Annotated in this window: 20 protein-coding genes; 15 read left to right on the top strand and 5 right to left on the bottom strand. The window is 75.1% G+C overall.

The window, feature by feature from the left end:
- Window positions 1-88: 88 nt before the first annotated feature.
- Window positions 89-1,003 carry an LON peptidase substrate-binding domain-containing protein gene (locus FHL80_RS22505; protein WP_138735571.1) on the bottom strand — a complete coding sequence of 305 codons (915 nt, stop codon included), beginning with the start codon at window positions 1,001-1,003 and terminating at the stop codon, window positions 89-91.
- A gap of 82 nt (window positions 1,004-1,085) precedes the next feature.
- Between FHL80_RS22505 and hisD the strand changes: the two genes are divergently transcribed.
- From hisD to FHL80_RS22475, 7 genes are all read left to right on the top strand, one after another.
- Entirely contained in the window at window positions 1,086-2,390 is a 1,305-nt protein-coding gene (hisD, locus tag FHL80_RS22500) for a histidinol dehydrogenase (RefSeq protein WP_138735570.1), read from the top strand.
- On the top strand, window positions 2,387-3,508 hold the full coding sequence (locus tag FHL80_RS22495; protein WP_138735569.1) for a histidinol-phosphate transaminase: 1,122 nt from the start codon (window positions 2,387-2,389) through the stop codon (window positions 3,506-3,508). The genes hisD and FHL80_RS22495 overlap by 4 nt, the downstream gene beginning before the upstream one ends.
- Window positions 3,505-4,116, top strand: a complete 612-nt coding sequence (gene hisB, locus FHL80_RS22490; protein WP_138735568.1) for an imidazoleglycerol-phosphate dehydratase HisB — start codon at window positions 3,505-3,507, stop codon at window positions 4,114-4,116. Before FHL80_RS22495 ends, hisB begins: the two co-directional genes overlap by 4 nt.
- Window positions 4,113-4,289, top strand: coding sequence for a hypothetical protein (locus FHL80_RS25815; protein ID WP_216870966.1), 177 nt, complete (start codon window positions 4,113-4,115; stop codon window positions 4,287-4,289). The genes hisB and FHL80_RS25815 overlap by 4 nt, the downstream gene beginning before the upstream one ends.
- Before the next feature lie 369 nt (window positions 4,290-4,658).
- Entirely contained in the window at window positions 4,659-4,901 is a 243-nt protein-coding gene (locus FHL80_RS25810; RefSeq protein ID WP_216870965.1) for an N-acetyltransferase, read from the top strand.
- A gap of 10 nt (window positions 4,902-4,911) precedes the next feature.
- A complete protein-coding gene (gene hisH / locus FHL80_RS22480; protein ID WP_138735567.1) occupies window positions 4,912-5,550 on the top strand; it encodes an imidazole glycerol phosphate synthase subunit HisH in 639 nt (212 codons plus the stop codon).
- 67 nt (window positions 5,551-5,617) lie between these two features.
- Window positions 5,618-5,845 carry a hypothetical protein gene (locus FHL80_RS22475; protein ID WP_138735566.1) on the top strand — a complete coding sequence of 76 codons (228 nt, stop codon included), beginning with the start codon at window positions 5,618-5,620 and terminating at the stop codon, window positions 5,843-5,845.
- Here the strand turns inward: FHL80_RS22475 and FHL80_RS22470 are convergent.
- Entirely contained in the window at window positions 5,830-6,594 is a 765-nt protein-coding gene (locus FHL80_RS22470) for an SDR family NAD(P)-dependent oxidoreductase (RefSeq protein WP_138735565.1), read from the bottom strand. The two genes, FHL80_RS22475 and FHL80_RS22470, sit on opposite strands and share 16 nt — an antisense overlap.
- 16 nt (window positions 6,595-6,610) lie before the next feature.
- Window positions 6,611-7,219 (bottom strand): nitroreductase family protein, encoded by a 609-nt coding sequence (locus FHL80_RS22465; RefSeq protein WP_138735564.1) that lies wholly within the window; start codon window positions 7,217-7,219, stop codon window positions 6,611-6,613.
- A 60-nt stretch (window positions 7,220-7,279) separates the two neighbouring features.
- On the opposite strand from FHL80_RS22465, the gene priA reads away from it, so the two are divergent.
- Genes priA through hisF form a run of 3 tightly spaced genes read left to right on the top strand, consistent with a single transcriptional unit; the run spans window position 7,280 to window position 9,191 of the window.
- Window positions 7,280-8,011, top strand: coding sequence for a bifunctional 1-(5-phosphoribosyl)-5-((5-phosphoribosylamino)methylideneamino)imidazole-4-carboxamide isomerase/phosphoribosylanthranilate isomerase PriA (gene priA, locus FHL80_RS22460; protein WP_138735563.1), 732 nt, complete (start codon window positions 7,280-7,282; stop codon window positions 8,009-8,011).
- A complete protein-coding gene (locus FHL80_RS22455) occupies window positions 8,008-8,400 on the top strand; it encodes a RidA family protein (protein WP_138735562.1) in 393 nt (130 codons plus the stop codon). Before priA ends, FHL80_RS22455 begins: the two co-directional genes overlap by 4 nt.
- The gene (gene hisF, locus FHL80_RS22450; protein ID WP_138735561.1) at window positions 8,397-9,191 is read left to right on the top strand and encodes an imidazole glycerol phosphate synthase subunit HisF; all 795 of its coding nucleotides are present in this window, start codon (window positions 8,397-8,399) and stop codon (window positions 9,189-9,191) included. The genes FHL80_RS22455 and hisF overlap by 4 nt, the downstream gene beginning before the upstream one ends.
- A 340-nt stretch (window positions 9,192-9,531) precedes the next feature.
- Here the strand turns inward: hisF and FHL80_RS22445 are convergent, their stop codons facing one another.
- Together FHL80_RS22445 and FHL80_RS22440 are read right to left on the bottom strand one after the other, a co-directional pair.
- Window positions 9,532-10,065 (bottom strand): pyridoxamine 5'-phosphate oxidase family protein, encoded by a 534-nt coding sequence (locus FHL80_RS22445; protein WP_216870964.1) that lies wholly within the window; start codon window positions 10,063-10,065, stop codon window positions 9,532-9,534.
- 65 nt (window positions 10,066-10,130) lie between these two features.
- Entirely contained in the window at window positions 10,131-10,760 is a 630-nt protein-coding gene (locus FHL80_RS22440) for a TIGR03085 family metal-binding protein (RefSeq protein ID WP_138735560.1), read from the bottom strand.
- Between the two features lie 141 nt (window positions 10,761-10,901).
- Between FHL80_RS22440 and FHL80_RS22435 the strand changes: the two genes are divergently transcribed.
- From FHL80_RS22435 to FHL80_RS22415, 5 genes are read left to right on the top strand one after another with little or no spacing between them, the layout of a single operon-like run.
- A complete protein-coding gene (locus FHL80_RS22435) occupies window positions 10,902-12,707 on the top strand; it encodes an ABC transporter ATP-binding protein (protein ID WP_246078884.1) in 1,806 nt (601 codons plus the stop codon).
- Complete coding sequence (locus FHL80_RS22430; RefSeq protein WP_138735559.1) at window positions 12,704-14,536, top strand: ABC transporter ATP-binding protein; 1,833 nt, start codon at window positions 12,704-12,706, stop codon at window positions 14,534-14,536. The genes FHL80_RS22435 and FHL80_RS22430 overlap by 4 nt, the downstream gene beginning before the upstream one ends.
- A 46-nt stretch (window positions 14,537-14,582) precedes the next feature.
- Window positions 14,583-15,023, top strand: a complete 441-nt coding sequence (locus FHL80_RS22425) for a hypothetical protein (protein WP_138735558.1) — start codon at window positions 14,583-14,585, stop codon at window positions 15,021-15,023.
- Window positions 15,024-15,033: 10 nt separating this feature from the next.
- Window positions 15,034-15,552, top strand: a complete 519-nt coding sequence (locus tag FHL80_RS22420; RefSeq protein WP_138735557.1) for a hypothetical protein — start codon at window positions 15,034-15,036, stop codon at window positions 15,550-15,552.
- A gap of 10 nt (window positions 15,553-15,562) precedes the next feature.
- Window positions 15,563-17,233, top strand: coding sequence for an FAD-binding dehydrogenase (locus tag FHL80_RS22415; RefSeq protein ID WP_138735556.1), 1,671 nt, complete (start codon window positions 15,563-15,565; stop codon window positions 17,231-17,233).
- Window positions 17,234-17,273 lie beyond the last annotated feature (40 nt).

Below are 17,273 nucleotides of genomic sequence, written 5' to 3'. Positions count from 1 at the left end.
CCACGGGCCTGACCCCGGCCCCCTCGCAGGGGCCCGCCCCGAGCGTGCGAGGAGTGGGGGGCGAGGGGGTCCTTCGTGAGGTCCTTCGTCAGTTCACGGTCATCGGGCCGGCGAACTGCCGGAGGGGTACCGGCACGGCCCCCAGCGCGCGCAGCAGGGTCAGCTCACGCCGCAGCAGCCGTGACTCCAGCGCCAGTCGTCGGCGGGTGGCGGACTCGGCCAGCAGCGCCTGGCGGTCCTCCGTGGTGAGCAGCGCCGAGGACGCGACCAGGTAGGACAGCCCCCGGGCGTCGTCGCTCACCTCGCGCAGCAGCGCCGCCGTGGCGGCGACCTCGCCGGCGGCGTCGTCGTCGGGCAGGTCGTCGGGGGAGAGCGCGTCGAGCACCTCGTCGGGCAGCCCCTCGGGGGCGCCGCTCTGGCGCACGGCCACGTCGGCGACGTACCGGGCGAACAGGTCGCGCACGTTGTCGGCGAGCAGGCCCAGGGAACCCCGGGCCACGTCGGTCGCCACGTCGTCGGGGACCACGCCGGCCGTGGTGCCGGCGCCGGTCAGCCCGTCGACGTCCCCGGCCGCCTCCTCGGCGGCCTCCTCCTCGGCGAGCCACTCGACCAGCGCCCGCAGGTAGGGCGGTTCGCCGGCCTCGTCCTCCCCGGCGCCCGGGGTCGGCACCAGCACGTCGAGCAGCCGGAAGCGGTCGACGCCGACCGCTGCCACCCGGTAGCCGCCGTCCCGCTGCGGGGCGACCATCCGGAGCGCCGCGGTGCAGCCCACGTCGTAGAGCGCCTCGGCGGGCGCGACGTGCTCGACCTCCCAGCCCTGCCTGATCGCCACCACGCCGAACCGGCGCTGGGCGCCGTCCGGGATGGCGGTGAGGTCGGCCACCAGCCGGCGGTAGCGCGGCTCGAAGACGTGCAGCGGCAGCACCACGCCGGGGAACAGCGGGGTCTCCAGCGGGAACAGCGGGATGACCTCCTGACCGCCGGTCCCATCCGCCTTGCCCACGCCGGGAGCCTACGGGCAGCAGGGGTGGATCATCCGGGCGTCTACCGTGGGGTGTTCTCCCGCTCGCACCCGGAGGTGCTCCGTGCTGTCCCGCATCGACCTGCGAGGGTCCGCGCTGCCCGGGCCGCGTGAGCTCGCGCAGCTGCTGCCCCGCGCCGCGACCGACATCGACTCGGTGCTGGCCGTCGTCCGCCCGATCTGCGAGGACGTCCGGCTCCGGGGGGCGCAGGCGGTCCGCGAGATCACCGCCCGGCTCGACGGCGTCGACGTCCCCGAGATCGCCGTGCCCCGGGCCGCGCTCGACGAGGCGCTGGCCACGATCGACCCGGCGGTGCGCGCCGCCCTCGAGGAGTCGATCGCCCGCGTCCGGAAGGTGCACGCCGACCAGCGCCGCACCGACGTGACCACCGACGTCGTCCGCGGCGGCCGGGTCACCGAGCGCTGGGTGCCGGTCCGGCGGGTCGGCCTCTACGTGCCCGGCGGCCTCGCGCCGCTGCTGAGCTCCGTGGTGATGAACGTCGTCCCCGCCCAGCTCGCGGGGGTGGAGTCGATCGCCGTCGGCAGCCCGCCGCAGCGGGACAACGGCGGGCTGCCCGACCCCGGCGTGCTGGCCGCCTGCGCGCTGCTCGGCGTCACCGAGGTCTACGCCGTCGGCGGGGCGCAGGCGATCGCCGTCTTCGGCTACGGCGCCGGACCGTGCCTCCCCGTGGACATGGTCACCGGGCCCGGCAACGTGTACACGACCGCGGCCAAGCGGCTGCTCCGCGGCCTGATCGGGATCGACTCGGAGGCCGGGCCGACCGAGGTCGCCGTGCTGGCCGACGACACCGCCGACCCCGTGCACGTGGCCGCCGACCTGATCAGCCAGGCCGAGCACGACCCGCTGGCCGGGGCGGTGCTGGTGACCACCAGCGAGCAGCTCGCCGACGCGGTGCTGGACCTGGTGCCCGGGCAGGTGGCCGCCACCAAGCACAGCGACCGGATCCTCACCGCGCTGGGCGGCAGCCAGTCCGGCGTCGTCCTGGTCGACGACGTGGACGCCGGCCTGGCCGTCGTCGACGCCTACGCCGCGGAGCACCTGGAGATCCAGACCCGGGACGCGCGCGAGGTGGCGATGCGGGTGCGCAACGCCGGCGCCGTCTTCGTCGGCCCGTGGGCGCCGGTCTCCCTCGGCGACTACATCGCCGGCTCCAACCACGTGCTCCCCACCGGCGGCTGCGCGCGGCACTCCAGCGGGTTGAGCGTGCAGTCGTTCCTGCGCGGCATCCACGTCGTCGAGTACGACGAGCAGGCGCTGGCCGAGGTCGCCGGGCACGTCGACGCCCTGGCGAACGCCGAGGACCTGCCGGCGCACGCCGCCGCCGTCCGGGCCCGGCAGCGCGCATGACGGGGATGGAGGAGCTCCCGCTGCGGCCGGAGCTGCGTGGCCGCACGCCCTACGGCGCGCCGCAGCTCGCGGTCCGGTACGCGCTGAACACCAACGAGAACCCGCACCCGCTGCCGGCGGCGCTGCTCGCCGACCTGCAGGTGGCGCTCGCCGACGCCGCGGCCGGGCTGAACCGCTATCCCGACCGCGACGCCACCGCGCTGCGCAGGGACCTGGCGGCGTACCTGTCCCGCAGCAGCGGGGAGCCGGTCGCGCCGGGGCAGGTGTGGGCCGCCAACGGGTCCAACGAGGTGCTGCAGCAGGTGCTGCAGACCTTCGGCGGCGCCGGGCGCACCGCGCTGGGCTTCACCCCGTCGTACTCGATGCACCCGATCATCAGCGTCGGCACCGGCACCTCCTGGGTCGACGGCCACCGCCGGGACGACTTCACCATCGACCGCGGGAAGGCCACCGCGCAGGTGGGCGAGGTGCAGCCCGACGTCGTCTTCGTGACCAGCCCTAACAACCCGACCGGCACCGCGGTGGAGCTGGACACGATCGCCGCGCTGTACGAGGCGACGACCGGCGTGCTGGTCGTCGACGAGGCCTACGCCGAGTTCGTCCGGCCGGGCACCCCGTCCGCGCTGACCCTGCTGCCCGGCCGCCCGCGGCTGGTGGTCAGCCGGACGATGAGCAAGGCCTTCGGCATGGCCGGGCTGCGGCTGGGCTACCTGGCCGCGGACCCGGCGGTGGTCGACGCGCTGCAGCTGGTCCGGCTGCCGTACCACCTGAGCTCGCTGACCCAGGCGGCCGCGCGCACCGCCCTGGCGCACACCGAGCAGCTGCTCGCGACCGTCGACGCGGTCAAGGCCGAGCGCGACCGGATCGTCGCCGCGCTCCCCGGGCTGGGGCTGACCAGCGTGCCCAGCGACGCCAACTTCGTGCTGTTCGGACACTTCGCCGACGCCGCCGCCACGTGGCAGGCGTTGCTGGACCGCGGCGTGCTCGTGCGCGACGTCGGGCTGCCCGGCTGGCTGCGGGTCACCGCCGGGACGACGGAGGAGACCGACGCCTTCCTCACCGCGCTGGGTGAGGTGGCTGGGACGCCCGCACCGGGCCTGGGAGGATCACCGGCATGACCGCTCTGTCTGGGCACCGCACCGCACGCGTCGAGCGGGCGACCAACGAGACCAAGCTGGTGGTCGAGGTCGACCTCGACGGCACCGGCAAGGCCGACGTCGCCACCGGGGTCGGCTTCTACGACCACATGCTCACCGCGCTGTCCAAGCACAGCGGCATCGACCTGACCGTGCACGCCGACGGCGACCTGCACATCGACGCCCACCACACCGTCGAGGACGTCGCGATCGCGCTGGGGCACGCCTTCGCCGAGGCGCTCGGGGACAAGCGCGGCATCACCCGTTACGGCGACGCCACCATCCCGATGGACGAGGTGCTGGTGCAGGCCGCCGTCGACCTGTCCGGCCGGCCGTACTTCGTGCACGCCGAGCCCGAGGGCATGACGCCGATGATCGGCCCGGACTACCCGACGTCGCTGACCAAGCACGTGCTCGAGTCCTTCGCGTTCAACGCGCGGATCAGCCTGCACGTGCGGGTGCTCTACGCCGGCCGCGACGCCCACCACATCGTCGAGGGGCAGTTCAAGGCGCTGGCCCGGGCGCTGCGCACCGCCGTCGCGGTGGACCCGCGGGTGACCGACGTCCCCTCCACCAAGGGAGCTCTGTGACCTTCGGGGTCGCACTGCTCGTCGTCGGTGGCTTCCTCCTCGGCGGCTCGTACAGCATCTTCAAGGCCGACTCCGACACGCGGGGGCGCACCGGCCCGCAGGTCACCTTCGCTGTCGTCCTGCTGGTCGCGGCGCTGCTGTCGTCGGTGGCCGGCGTCCTCTACCTGGTCTGACGTAGGACTGGGGGGCCGGCCGGGCCGTCGGACGGGACGACGCTGACCGGGTGGGTCACCCGGCTGGTGACGAGCACGCAGGCGACCCGACCTGTCGGACCGGTACGGCAACCTCCCGGCATGGAGAGCTGCGCCTGGCCACCGTCACGCCCGACAACGTCACCGCTGCCTGCCGGTTGCGGATCAGACCGGAGCAGGAGGGGGTCGTGGCGCCGGTCGCCGTCTCGCTCGCCGAGGCCTACGCCAGCCCGGACGTCGCCTGGCCCCGGCTGGTGCTCGGCACCGACGACGAGGTGCTCGGCTTCGTCATGGGCGCCTTCGACCCGGACAACGAGATCGAGGCGTTCCGCTGCGGCCTGGCGGCTCGACGTGGCCGCCGACGGGCAGGGGCTGGGCGTCGGCCGGTTCGCCGTCCAGGCGGTGTCCGAGGAGGCCCGGCGCCGCGGGAACGACCGGATCACCGTGCTGTGGGAACGGCACCCGCACGGCCCCGAGGGCTTCTACCTGCGGCTGGGCTTCCGGCCGACCGGTGAGGAGCTGTTCGGCGAGGTGGTCGGGGAGCTGGTGCTGCCGCCCGGGAACAGTCCGGGCCCCTCCGCGGCTGATGGGTAGCGTGGCAGCTGTGAAGAAGGTCGTCGTGCTGGACTACGGATCGGGCAACCTGCGCTCGGCCGAGCGGGCGCTGGCCCGTGTCGGCGCCGACGTCACGGTCACCGACGACCCGCACGCCGCCCTGGAGGCCGACGGTCTCGTCGTGCCCGGGGTGGGCGCCTACGCCGCCTGCATGGACGGCCTGCGCGCCGTCGACGGCCCCAAGGTCATCGGTCGGCGGCTGGCCGGCGGGCGCCCGGTGCTCGGCATCTGCGTGGGCATGCAGGTGCTGTTCGAGCGCGGCGTGGAGCACGGCCAGGACTCCGAGGGCTGCGGCGAGTGGCCCGGCGTCGTCGAGCAGCTGCAGGCCCCCGTGCTGCCGCACATGGGCTGGAACACCGTGCAGGCGCCGGAGGACTCCACGCTGTTCGCCGGGCTGGCCGACCAGCGCTTCTACTTCGTGCACTCCTACGGGGTCCGCGAGTTCCCGCTCGCCGAGCCCGGGGTCACCGGCCGGCTGACGCCGCCGGCAGTCACCTGGGCCGAGCACGGTGACCGGTTCGTCGCCGGGGTCGAGAACGGGCCGCTGTCGGCGACCCAGTTCCACCCCGAGAAGAGCGGCGACGCCGGCGCCCAGCTGCTGACCAACTGGCTCGACACGCTGGACTGAGCACCGCCCCCGGGCGACGGCCGGCCCACCCCAGGGTGATCCGGCTGTCGCCTCCCGGAGGTCCCCGGTGCGTGCTGGTCGTCTGCTCGGGCTCGCCCTGCTCCTCCTCGGGGCGCTCGCGGCGCTGAGCGTCGTGGTGCTGCAGCCGCCGGCCCCCGCTCCGGTCGACGCACCGGCGGGCGAGTCCAGCGCCGGCTGGCGTTCGACCACGTCCAGCAGCTCGCCGTTGGCACGCACCGACCCCACCGGCCGGCTGTTCCTGGCGACGTCCCGGACGCCTCAGGAGCGCAGGTAGCTGGCCCCGTTGACGTCGATGATCGTGCCGGTGGAGAAGCGGGCGCCGGGGCTCGCGAGCCAGAGCACCGCCGAGGCCACCTCCTCGGGGTGGGCCACCCGGCCGTAGGGCGACTGCGCCCGGACGGCGTCCCCGCCGGGGCCGTCGAGCACCTCCCGGGCCATCTCGGTCTGCACGAAGCCCGGCGCCACGGTGCCCACCGCGATGCCGTGCGGTGCCAGCGCGAGCGCCATCGACTGGCCGAACGCGTTGAGCCCGGCCTTGGAGGCGCCGTAGGCCGGGTTGGCCGGCTCCCCGCGGAAGGCGCCCCGGCTGGAGACGTTGACGACCACCCCGCCGCCGGCGGCGACCAGGTGGGGGAGCGCGCGGAACGTGGCGTTGGCCGGACCCAGCAGGTTGACCGCCAGCGTCGTCGTCCAGGCCTGCTGCCAGTCCTGGTAGCTGGTCTCCAGCGGCGGATGGGCGGTGAACACGCCCGCGTTGTTGACCAGCACGTCCAGCCCGCCCAGCTGCGCGGCGGCCTCGTCGACCATCCGGCCCACGGCTTCGGGGTCGGCGAGGTCGGCCTGCACGAGGACGTGGCCGTCGCCGGGCAGCTCCGCGAGGACCTGCTCGGCCCGCTCCCGCGACCCGCCCCAGTGCACCGCCACCCGGTCGCCCTGCGCGGCGAAGGCCAGGGCGATGGCGCGGCCGATGCCGCGGGAGGCGCCGGTCACCAGGACGGCGCGGGAGCTGTTCACGTCGGTCACCCGCTGAGTCAACCAGTCACCACCGACCGCGGTGCACGACCTCCTCGACTCCGCGCCGTCCGCGCTTGAGCGAGGGCGACCGCTTGTCCTCGCTGCCCTCGTAGCCGACCGAGATGCAGCCGATCGGCGTGTACCCCTCCGGCACGTCGAACGCCTGCCGGAACGGGCCGTGCCTGTCCGGCTCCACCCCGAAGAAGCAGGCGGCCAGGCCCTCGTCCACGACGGTGAGCAGGATGAGCAGCGCGGCCATGCCGGTGTCGACGTCCCAGTAGGGGACCGGCCACCGCGACTCGTCCCGGTCGGTCGCTCCCTTGTCGGGCTCGGCGTAGCGGTCGAGATAGGCCTGCTTGTGCGACAACGGGACGACCAGCAGCGGAGCCCGGCGCATGCGCCCGAGCCAGTCGTCCATGCGCGCGGCCTGCTCCGGTGAGGTCGAGGACTGCCAGAACCGCTCGCGGTCGTCGGGGGACTCCAGCACCAGGAACGCCCAGCCCTGGCTGAAGCCGGCCGAGGGCGCGCGGATCGCGTGCTCCAGCAGCCGCTCGCGGATCTCGGCCGGGACCGGCCGGTCGGGGTCGTAGTCGCGCACCATGTGCCGCTTCCGGACGACGTCCCTGAACTCCATGCGAGCAGCCTGCCGGAGCGGTCCGACAGCCCGGTCGGAGGGCTTCCCTAGGCTTGGGTCGTGCCGAAGCTGCAGCTGCTCCCCGCCGTCGACGTCGCCGACGGTCTCGCCGTCCGCCTGGTGCAGGGCGAGGCCGGCAGCGAGACCTCCTACGGCGACCCGCTCGAGGCGGCGCTGGCCTGGCAGCGCGACGGCGCCGAGTGGGTGCACCTGGTCGACCTCGACGCCGCCTTCGGCCGGGGGTCGAACCGGGAGCTGCTCGCCTCGGTGGTCGGCGCCCTCGACGTCGACGTCGAGCTGTCCGGCGGCATCCGCGACGACGAGTCGCTGACCGCCGCGCTGGCCACCGGCTGCCGGCGGGTCAACCTCGGCACCGCGGCGCTGGAGTCGCCGGAGTGGTGCGCACGGGCGATCGCCGAGCACGGTGACCGGATCGCCGTCGGCCTCGACGTGCGCGGCACCCGGCTCGCCGCGCGTGGCTGGACCAAGGAGGGCGGGGAGCTGTACGAGACGCTGGCCCGCCTGGACGCCGAGGGCTGCGCCCGCTACGTGGTCACCGACATCACCAAGGACGGCACGCTGCGCGGTCCGAACCTGGACCTGCTGCGCGAGGTCTGCGCCGCCACCCCGCGGCCGGTCGTCGCCTCCGGCGGGGTGAGCTCGCTGGACGACGTCCGGACCCTCGCCGGGCTGTCCGGGATCGGCGTCGAGGGCGCGATCGTCGGCAAGGCGCTGTACGCCGGGCAGTTCACGCTGCCCGAGGCCCTGGCCGTCACCCAGGAGCTGGCATGACGGCGCTGCGGCTGGGCTCGGGCGGTCCATGGGAGGACGTCGTCGGCTACAGCCGCGTGGTCGCGGTCGGCGACCAGGCGTGGGTGAGCGGCTGCACGGCGACCGTCGACGGCGCGGTCGTGCACATCGGTGACGTGGGCGCGCAGGCGCGGGTGGCGATGTCGGTGCTCGTGACCGCGCTGGAGAGTGCCGGCTTCTCGGCCGCCGACGTCGTCCGCACGCGCATGTACGTCACCGACACCAGCCGCTGGGAGGAGGTCGGGCGGGCGCACGGTGAGGTGTTCGGCGCCGTCCGGCCGGCCACCGCCATGATCGGGGTGGCTGCCCTGCTGCACCCGGACATGCTGGTCGAGGTCGAGGCGGACGCCGTCCGGGGAGCCGGGGCATGAGCCTGGCGGTGCGCGTGATCCCGTGCCTGGACGTCGACGCCGGCCGGGTGGTCAAGGGCGTGAACTTCGTCGACCTGGTCGACGCCGGCGACCCGGTCGAGATGGCGAGGGTCTACGACGCCGAGGGCGCCGACGAGCTCACCTTCCTCGACATCACCGCCAGCTCCGGCTCCCGCGAGACGACCTACGACGTCGTCCGGCGCACCGCCGAGAGCGTCTTCATCCCGCTGACCGTCGGCGGCGGGGTGCGCACCGTCGACGACGTCGACAAGCTGCTCCGCGCCGGCGCGGACAAGGTCGCGGTGAACACCGCCGCCGTCGCCCGGCCGGAGCTGATCGCCGAGATCGCGCACCGCTACGGCAACCAGGTGCTGGTGCTGTCGCTGGACGCGCGGCGGGTGCGCGACGGCGCGGTCACCGACTCCGGCTTCGAGATCACCACCCACGGCGGGCGGCGCGGCACCGGCCGGGACGCCGTCGAGTGGGTGGTGCAGGCCGCCGAGCTCGGCGTCGGCGAGGTGCTGCTCAACTCGATGGACGCCGACGGCACCCGGGCCGGCTTCGACACCGACCTCATCCGGGCCGTGCGCCGCGAGGTCAGCGTGCCGCTCATCGCCAGCGGGGGAGCGGGCGCGGTCGAGCACTTCCCGCCCGCGGTCGATGCCGGTGCCGATGCGGTGCTCGCCGCCAGCGTCTTCCACTTCGGCCAGCTGCGGGTCGGCGACGTCAAGGCGGGGCTCGCCGCCGCCGGGGTGCCCGTCCGGCAGGAGACCGACCACCCGCTGGGCTGACCTGGTCGGGTTGACCACGGGCAACTGGCGACGCTGACCCGGGACTCCGACTCGGTGCTCGAGTCGGGACGCGGCGACGCAGCGCCACCACCGGCCAGGGCGCCTGCGTCGGCCGGCGCCGCCGCACCACCGGCCGGCGTCGGGGCGGACGCCCCGCCGCCCTTCTGACGCGCGGGTCAGCGGACGCAGCCGCAGGTCGGGCACGGGTCGTGAGGACCCGGTCTCCCGGCCCCGGAGGACCGGCTCGCCGACGGGCGCCGGGGCCCTGGCCGGACACAGGTCACCGGTGCCCGGCGACGGCGGCGCAGAGCCCGCCGCACGGCAGCCATCTCCCGCCTGCTCAGAACCGCCAGCGGGGGTGGCCCCGCCGGGGTCGACGGTGAGCAGCGCCGTGGCCTGCCGGACCTCGATGCGGTGGACGTGCCACGGTGGCGGCCCCGCCGAGGGAGCGCTGGACTCCGCCGTCAGCGCCCGTGCCCGTCGCGTCGACGCGCGCCGGCCAGCCGTCGGCGGCCCACAGGCCGGCCAGCTCGGCGACCAACGCCGGGTCGTCCACCCGCGTGGCGGTCCCGTCGACGACGAGGTCGGTCTCGTCGGTCGCCACGCTCAGCGAGCACCGCGGGTCGCGCGCCAGGTTCCTGCCCTTGCGGGTGGTCGTGCCGGTCTCGAACCAGAAGGTGCGGGACGTCCACAGGGCGCCGATGCCGGTCAGGTGCGGCGTGCCGTCGGCGTTGGAGGTCGCCAGCCAGCAGGTGTGCCGCCCCGGCCCGGCCGACCCGGGCGCCTGCGACAGCCCGCGGGACAGCCGCCCCTCGACCTGGGCCCAGTCGACCAGCGGTGTCCCGTACAGCTCGGCGAGGTTCGTCGCGTCCATGCCCAGCAGGACCTGCCCGCGACGGCGAACTCATCGACGCCGAACTCATCGCCGGCGCGGGGCGGCTACTCGACGGTGAGGTCCACGCAGGCGACCGTCGCCCGGCCGCTCACCCAGAGCAGCACCTCGAGCGGGGCGCCGATGACCGTCGTCGTCGGCTGCTCGTCGCGCAGTCGCCGCTCGCTGCCGGGCGCCCCGTCCGGCACGTCGCTGCGCCGTACGAACAGGCCGCCGGCCGTGCTGGTCGCCGCCCGGCCGCGGGCCAGCAGCGGCACCGACCGCCACAGCTGGTCCTGCACCGACCGGGGCAGGTCGCGCGGCGCCCAGCCGGGCTGGGCCCGCCGGACGTCCTCGTGGTGGATGACCATCTCCGCGGTGTTCAGCAGGCGGTCGACCACGGGCCACGCCGTCGGCGCCCACGCCGGCGGGCCGGACCGCAGCTCGGCCACCAGCACGCCGAACGGGCGCGCCGACCGGGTGCGGTCGTGCACCCGGGAGGTCCACGCGGTGAACGGCCCGCCCAGCACCAGCCCGGGGCCGGCGTCGGGCCGCCGGTCCCGGACCACCAGGTGCGTGGCCATGTCCCGGGTCGTCCAGCCCTCGCAACACGTCGGCTGGTCCGGTCCCAGGTGCTCCAGCAGGTCGGCGAGCGCCGCCCGCTCCGACTGCGACACGGGCACGGCGGAGGTCGGCACGCCTCGAGGCTAACGCGGCCCGGGCGCCCAGTCGCCGCGGTCGAGGTGGCCCTCAGCACCCGCCGCGGCTAATCCGTTAGACGGGGTAAGGAGCGCGGGTAGGGTCGTGCACACCGCTCGTACCAGCTGAGGAGGACACCTGTGCCGCGCCGCAGAGACGCCGTGGTCCGGCGCGGACTCCGCCACATCGGCCGGGCCGTCTCCGAGCAGCGCGCCATGTTCACCCTCGCCCTCCTCGGCAGCAGCCTGTACGCCGGCATGACCGTGGCGAGCGCCTACGTCATCGGGGGCATCACCGACCGCGTGCTGCTGCCGTCCTTCGACGACGGCGCGACCACCGGTGCGGCACTGGGCCTCGCCGCGCTGGCGATCCTCGTCGTCGCCGTCCTCAAGATCGTCGGCATCATCGGCCGGCGGCTGTTCGCCGGGATCATGAGCTACCGGCTGATGGCCGACTACCGCCGCCGGGTCACCGGCCAGTACCTCCGGCTGCCGCTGTCCTGGCACCAGCGGCACCCCACCGGGCAGCTGCTGTCCAACGCGAACTCCGACGTCGAGGCCAGCTGGTTCTTCGTCGCCCCGCTGCCCTTCGCCTGCGGCGCGCTGGTCATGGTGGCGATCACCGTGGTCGCGCTCGTCCTCACCGACCCGCTGCTCGCCGTCGTGGGGCTGGTGGTCTTCCCGCTGGTGTTCGTGATCAACGCCGTCTACAGCCAGGTGATGTCGCCCCGGATGGAGCGCGCCCAGCAGCTGCGCGCCGAGGTCTCCGAGATCGCGCACGAGAGCTTCGACGCCGCCCTGGTCGTCAAGACCCTGGGCCGGGAGGACGACGAGGCCCGGCGCTTCGCGGTCAAGGCCGACGAGCTGCGCGACGGCCTGGTCGCCGTCGGCCGGGTCCGCGGCCTGTTCGACCCGATGATGGAGGCGCTGCCCAACCTGGGCACCCTCGCCGTCCTGCTGGTCGGCGCCGAACGGGTCGCCGACGGCGCCACCCAGGCCGGCGACCTGGTCTCCATCGCCTACCTGTTCACCCTGCTCGCCCTGCCCATCCGGGCCATCGGCTGGGTGCTCGCCGACCTGCCGCGCGCGATGGCCGGCTTCGACCGGGTCACCCCGGTGCTGCAGGCCACCGGGGAGATCCCGCACGGCCCGGACGCCGCCCCCACCGGGGAGACCGGCGCCACGGTCGCCCTCCGCGGCGTCGAGTTCCGCCACGAGGGCGCGCCCCGGCCGACGCTGCAGGGCATCACCTTCGACGTCGCCGCCGGCCGCACCCTGGCGGTCGTCGGCCCCACCGGCTCGGGCAAGTCGACCCTGGCCGGGCTGCTCGTCCGGCTGGTGGACCCCGACCGGGGCACCGTCGAGCTCGACGGCGTCGACCTGCGCACCCTGCGCGAGGGCGAGGTCAGCAGCCAGGTCGCCTTCGTCGCCCAGTCGACGTTCCTGTTCGACGACACCGTCCGCGACAACGTCACCCTCGGCGGCGACTTCACCGACGAGCAGGTGCACGAGGCACTGCGCACGGCTGCCGCCGAGGACTTCGTCGCCCGGCTGCCCGGGGGGCTGGACACCCACGTCGGCGAGCGCGGTGCCAGCCTCTCCGGTGGTCAGCGCCAACGGCTGGCCATCGCCCGGGCGGTGATCCGGCACCCACGGCTGCTCGTCCTCGACGACGCCACCAGCGCGGTCGACCCGTCGGTGGAGGCCCGCATCCTCGACGCCCTGCGGGCCACCGACCACCCGGCCACCGTCGTGGTCGTCGCCTACCGGCAGGCCACCATCGCGCTGGCCGACGAGGTCGTCTGGATCGAGAACGGCCGGCTGGTCGCCCGGGGCGCCCACGAGGAGCTGCTCGCCCAGGTCCCCGGCTACGCCCGGCTCGTCCGCGCCTACCAGCCGCCCGAGGCCGATGCAGCCGAGCGCGAGACCGCCGGGGCGCAGGCGTGACCGCGCCCGAGGAGCAGCCGGTGCTGCCGAAGGACCGCGGTGCCGAGAGCGCCACCGCCACGCTGCGGCGCGGCCTGCGGATGATGCCGGAGTTCCGCCACGGCCTCCCGCTGACCTTCCTGCTCGCGCTGGTCGCCACCGCCGGCCGGGTCGTCGTCCCGATCGCCGTCCAGCAGACCCTCGACCGCGGGCTCGGCGCCCCCGGTGGGCCCGACATCGGCCTGGTCCGCGAGCTGGTGGCGATCTGCGCCGTCGTCGTGCTGGTCACCGGCGTCGCGGTGTACCGGATGAACGTCCGGCTGTTCCGCACCACCGAGACGGCGCTGGCCGGGCTCCGGGTGCGCGCCTTCCGGCACGTCCACGACCTGTCGGTGCTGCACCAGCAGGGTCAGCGCCGCGGGTCGCTGGTCTCCCGGGTCACCAGCGACGTCGACCAGCTCTCGGTCTTCATGCAGTGGGGCGGGGTGCTCGGCCTGGTCAGCCTCGGCCAGCTCGTCGTCGCCACCGTCGTCATGGCGGTCTACTCCTGGCAGCTGACCCTGCTGGTGCTGGTCTGCTTCATCCCGCTGGGCGTCGCGGTGAAGTTCTTCGCCCGCAGGCTCGCCACCGTCTACGGGCTGGTGCGCGAGCGGATCGGTGACGTCCTCGCCGCGGTCGGCGAGTCCGTCGTCGGCGCCCCGACGGTGCGCGCGTACGGCATCCGCGCCCGGACGGCGGCCCGGCTCGACCGCGCCATCGACCGGCACTACCGGGCCTCGGTCGACGCGCAGAAGACGACGGCGGCGGTCTACGTCAGCGGCGAGTTCGTCGCCGCCGTGGCCAACGCCGCGGTCGTCGTGGTCGGCGTCTGGCTCGGCATCGGCGGGCACATCTCGGCCGGCACGCTGGTCGCGTTCCTCTTCCTCGTCACCCTCTTCGTCGCGCCGGTGCAGACCGCCAGCGAGGTGCTCAACGAGGCGCAGAACGCCGTCGCCGGGTTCCGCCGGGTGCTCGACGTCCTGGACACCGAGCCCGACGTGCAGGACCCGGCCGTCGCCGACCCCGAGCACGCCCGCGGGCTGCCGCCGGGTCCGCTCGACGTCCGGTTCGACCACGTCGGCTTCGGCTACGCGCCCGGCGCCCGCAAGGCCCTCGACGGCGTCGACCTCGCCATCGCACCCCGCACCCGGGTGGCGATCGTGGGGGAGACCGGGTCGGGCAAGACGACGTTCGCCAAGCTGGTCACCCGGCTGATGGACCCCACCGAGGGTCGGGTGCTGGTCGGCGGGGTCCCGCTGACCGAGGTCGCCTTCGCCTCGCTGCGCGAGCGGGTGGTGATGGTGCCGCAGGACGGCTTCCTCTTCGACGCCTCGATCGCCGACAACGTCCGCTACGGCCGGCCCGCGCTGACCGACGCGGAGATCACCGCAGCCTTCGACGAGCTCGGCCTCGGCGACTGGCTGCGCGGCCTGTCCGACGGCGTCCGCACCCCGGTCGGCCAGCGCGGTGAGTCGCTGTCCGCGGGTGAGCGGCAGCTGGTCGCCGTGGCCCGCGCCTACGTCGCCGACCCCGACCTGCTGGTGCTCGACGAGGCCACCAGCGCGGTCGACCCGGCCACCGAGATGCGGCTGACCCGGGCGCTGGACGCGCTGACCGACGGGCGGACCACGCTCACCATCGCCCACCGGCTCTCCACCGCCGAACGGGCCGACGAGGTGCTCGTCGTCGACGCCGGTCGGGTGGTCCAGCGCGGCCGGCACGCCGACCTGGTCGACGCGCCGGGCCCGTACGCCGGGCTGCACGCCTCCTGGCGGCGCAGCTCGGGCCGCCAGCCCGAACCGGTTGTCTGAGCGCGCCGGACCACCCCGGCCGGGAGGACGCCCTGGGTTGCGCGACATGTCCGCACCCGTGCGTCGCCGCCCACCGGCCGTCGCGTTCGTCGCCGCCCTGCTCGCGCTGCTCACCGTGCTGGGCGTGGGGCTGTTCGAGCTGATCGCGCTGGCGTTCTCCGACGGGCAGTTCGGCGACGGCGGCTGGGTGGTGGTCACCGTCCCGCTGCTGCTCATGGTCGCCCTGGTCGCCGGCGCGGCGCTGCTGCTGACCGGCCGGTCGTGGCTGGCGCTGCTGCTGCCCGCGGCCGCGATCGCGGTGTTCCTGCTGGTGGTGGGCACCAGTGGGAGCACGACGGTCGAGCTCGCGGTGATGGCGGTCGTCCCGGCGGTCGCGGCGCTGCTCTGCGCGCTGCCCGGCGTCCGGCGGTGGGTCGCCGCGCGGCGCGGCAGCGCACCCAGCGGGCTCCCAGCCGGCAGCCAGCGGGGTCCGAGGCGCCGTCCCTAGCCTGCGGGTCATGACGTCGTCCGTCCAACGTCGCAGTCCCCGAGCTGCCCCGACCGCGTCCCGCCGGCCCCTCGGCCGCGGGTCCACCCGCGCGCCGGCCGCCCTGTCCCGACCGCTGCAGGCGCCGTTCGCGGCGGTCTTCGGGCTCCTCGTCGCCGTCGAGGACGGCTACCTCGGCTGGCTGCTCTGGGACGCCGACCCCGGTTGGGGCTGGTACCTGCTCGGCCCGCTCGTGCTGGCCGCAGGGGCGCTGGCCGGCGCCGTGCTGGTGCTGCGCGGCCGCGCGCCGACCCGGTGGACCAGCGGGTCGACGGTGCTCGTCGTCTTCTCGGTGCTGCCGCTGCTCGGGCTGCTGGGCCTGGCCGGCTTCTTCGCCCTCCTCGGCGGCGGGGAGGCCGTGGGGTGGGCGCTGCTGCTGCTGGTCGGCCCGATCGGTGCCCTGTCGCTGGCGTCCCGGCGGCCGGTGCGGGCATGGACGCGACCGGGCCGACGACGGCAGGTCGCCACCGGGGTCCGCCGCGCCCGCTAGCGTCCCCGCCGTGGGCAGTGCGCAGAGGGACCCGGACGCTGACGTCATCGTGGTGGGGGCGGGGCTGGCCGGACTGGTCGCCACCGCGGAGCTGGCCGACGCCGGGAAGCGGGTCCTGCTGGTCGAGCAGGAGCCCGCGGCCTCCCTCGGTGGGCAGGCCCACTGGTCCTTCGGCGGGCTGTTCCTGGTCGACAGCCCGGAGCAGCGCCGGCTCCGGGTCCACGACTCCCTGGAGCTCGCCCGCCAGGACTGGTTCGGCAGCGCGGGGTTCGACCGCGAGGAGGACCACTGGCCGCGCCGCTGGGCGGAGGCGTACCTGCAGTTCGCCGCGGGGGAGAAGCGGGCCTGGCTGCACGCCCAGGGCGTCCGGTTCTTCCCGGTGGTCGGCTGGGCCGAGCGCGGTGGCTACACGGCCACCGGGCACGGCAACTCGGTACCGCGCTTCCACGTCACCTGGGGCACCGGGCCGGGCGTCGTCGCGCCCTTCGCCCGCCCGGTCGCCGACGCCGTCGCCCGCGGGCTGGTCGACGTCCGCCACCGGCACCGGGTCGACGGCCTGGTCGTCACCGACGGGGTCGTCACCGGCGTCCGGGGGGCGGTGCTGGAGGCCAGCGATGCCGCGCGCGGGACGGCGAGCAGCCGGGTCGAGGTGGGCGAGTTCGAGCTCACCGCGCAGGCCGTCGTCGTCACCTCCGGGGGGATCGGCGGCAACCACGACCTGGTCCGCAAGAACTGGCCGGCCCGGCTGGGCCCGGTGCCGCAGCGGCTGCTGTCCGGGGTCCCGGCCCACGTCGACGGCCGGATGCTGCAGATCGCCGAGGACGCCGGCGGCCGGGTGATCAACCCCGACCGGATGTGGCACTACACCGAGGGCATCGCCAACCACTCACCGATCTGGGCCCGGCACGGCATCCGGATCCTGCCCGGGCCGAGCTCGCTGTGGCTGGACGCGACCGGCACCCGGCTGCCGGTGCCGCTGTTCCCCGGCTTCGACACCCTGGGCACGCTCGCGCACATCGGCACGACCGGTCACGAGCACACCTGGTTCCTGCTCACCCAGAAGATCATCGAGAAGGAGTTCACCCTGTCCGGCTCCGAGCAGAACCCGGACCTCACCAACAAGGACCTCAAGCTGCTGCTCAGCCGGGTGAAGAGCGGCGCGGCCGCCCCGGTGCAGGCGTTCCTGGACGCCGGCGAGGACTTCGTCGTCGCCCGCACGCTGCCCGAGCTGGTCGCCGGGATGAACCGGGCCACCGGCGACACCCCGCACCTGGACCTGGCCACCGTCGAGCGCGAGGTCGTCGCCCGGGACCGCGAGATCGCCCACCGCTTCACCAAGGACATGCAGGTCACCGCGATCCGGCAGGCGCGCACGTTCCTCGGCGACAAGCTGATCCGGGTCGCCCAGCCGCACCGGCTCCTCGACCCCGACGCCGGCCCGCTCATCGCCGTCCGGCTCAACCTGCTCACCCGCAAGTCCCTCGGTGGGCTGGAGACCGACCTCTCCGCCCGGGTGCTGCGCGCCGGGGGCGCGCCGTTCCCGGGGCTCTACGCCGCCGGGGAGGTCGCCGGGTTCGGCGGGGGCGGCATGCACGGCTACCGCTCGCTGGAGGGCACCTTCCTCGGCGGCTGCATCTTCTCCGGCCGGGTCGCCGGCCGGGCGCTCGCGGCCGCGCTGTGACCACTCCCGAGGAGGACGCCGACGCGCCCTACGCCGGCCC

It is taken from the genome of Modestobacter excelsi, assembly GCF_005930495.1.
GTDB classification, from domain to species: domain Bacteria; phylum Actinomycetota; class Actinomycetes; order Mycobacteriales; family Geodermatophilaceae; genus Modestobacter; species Modestobacter excelsi.
This window is presented reverse-complemented; position numbering and strand designations above follow the sequence as displayed.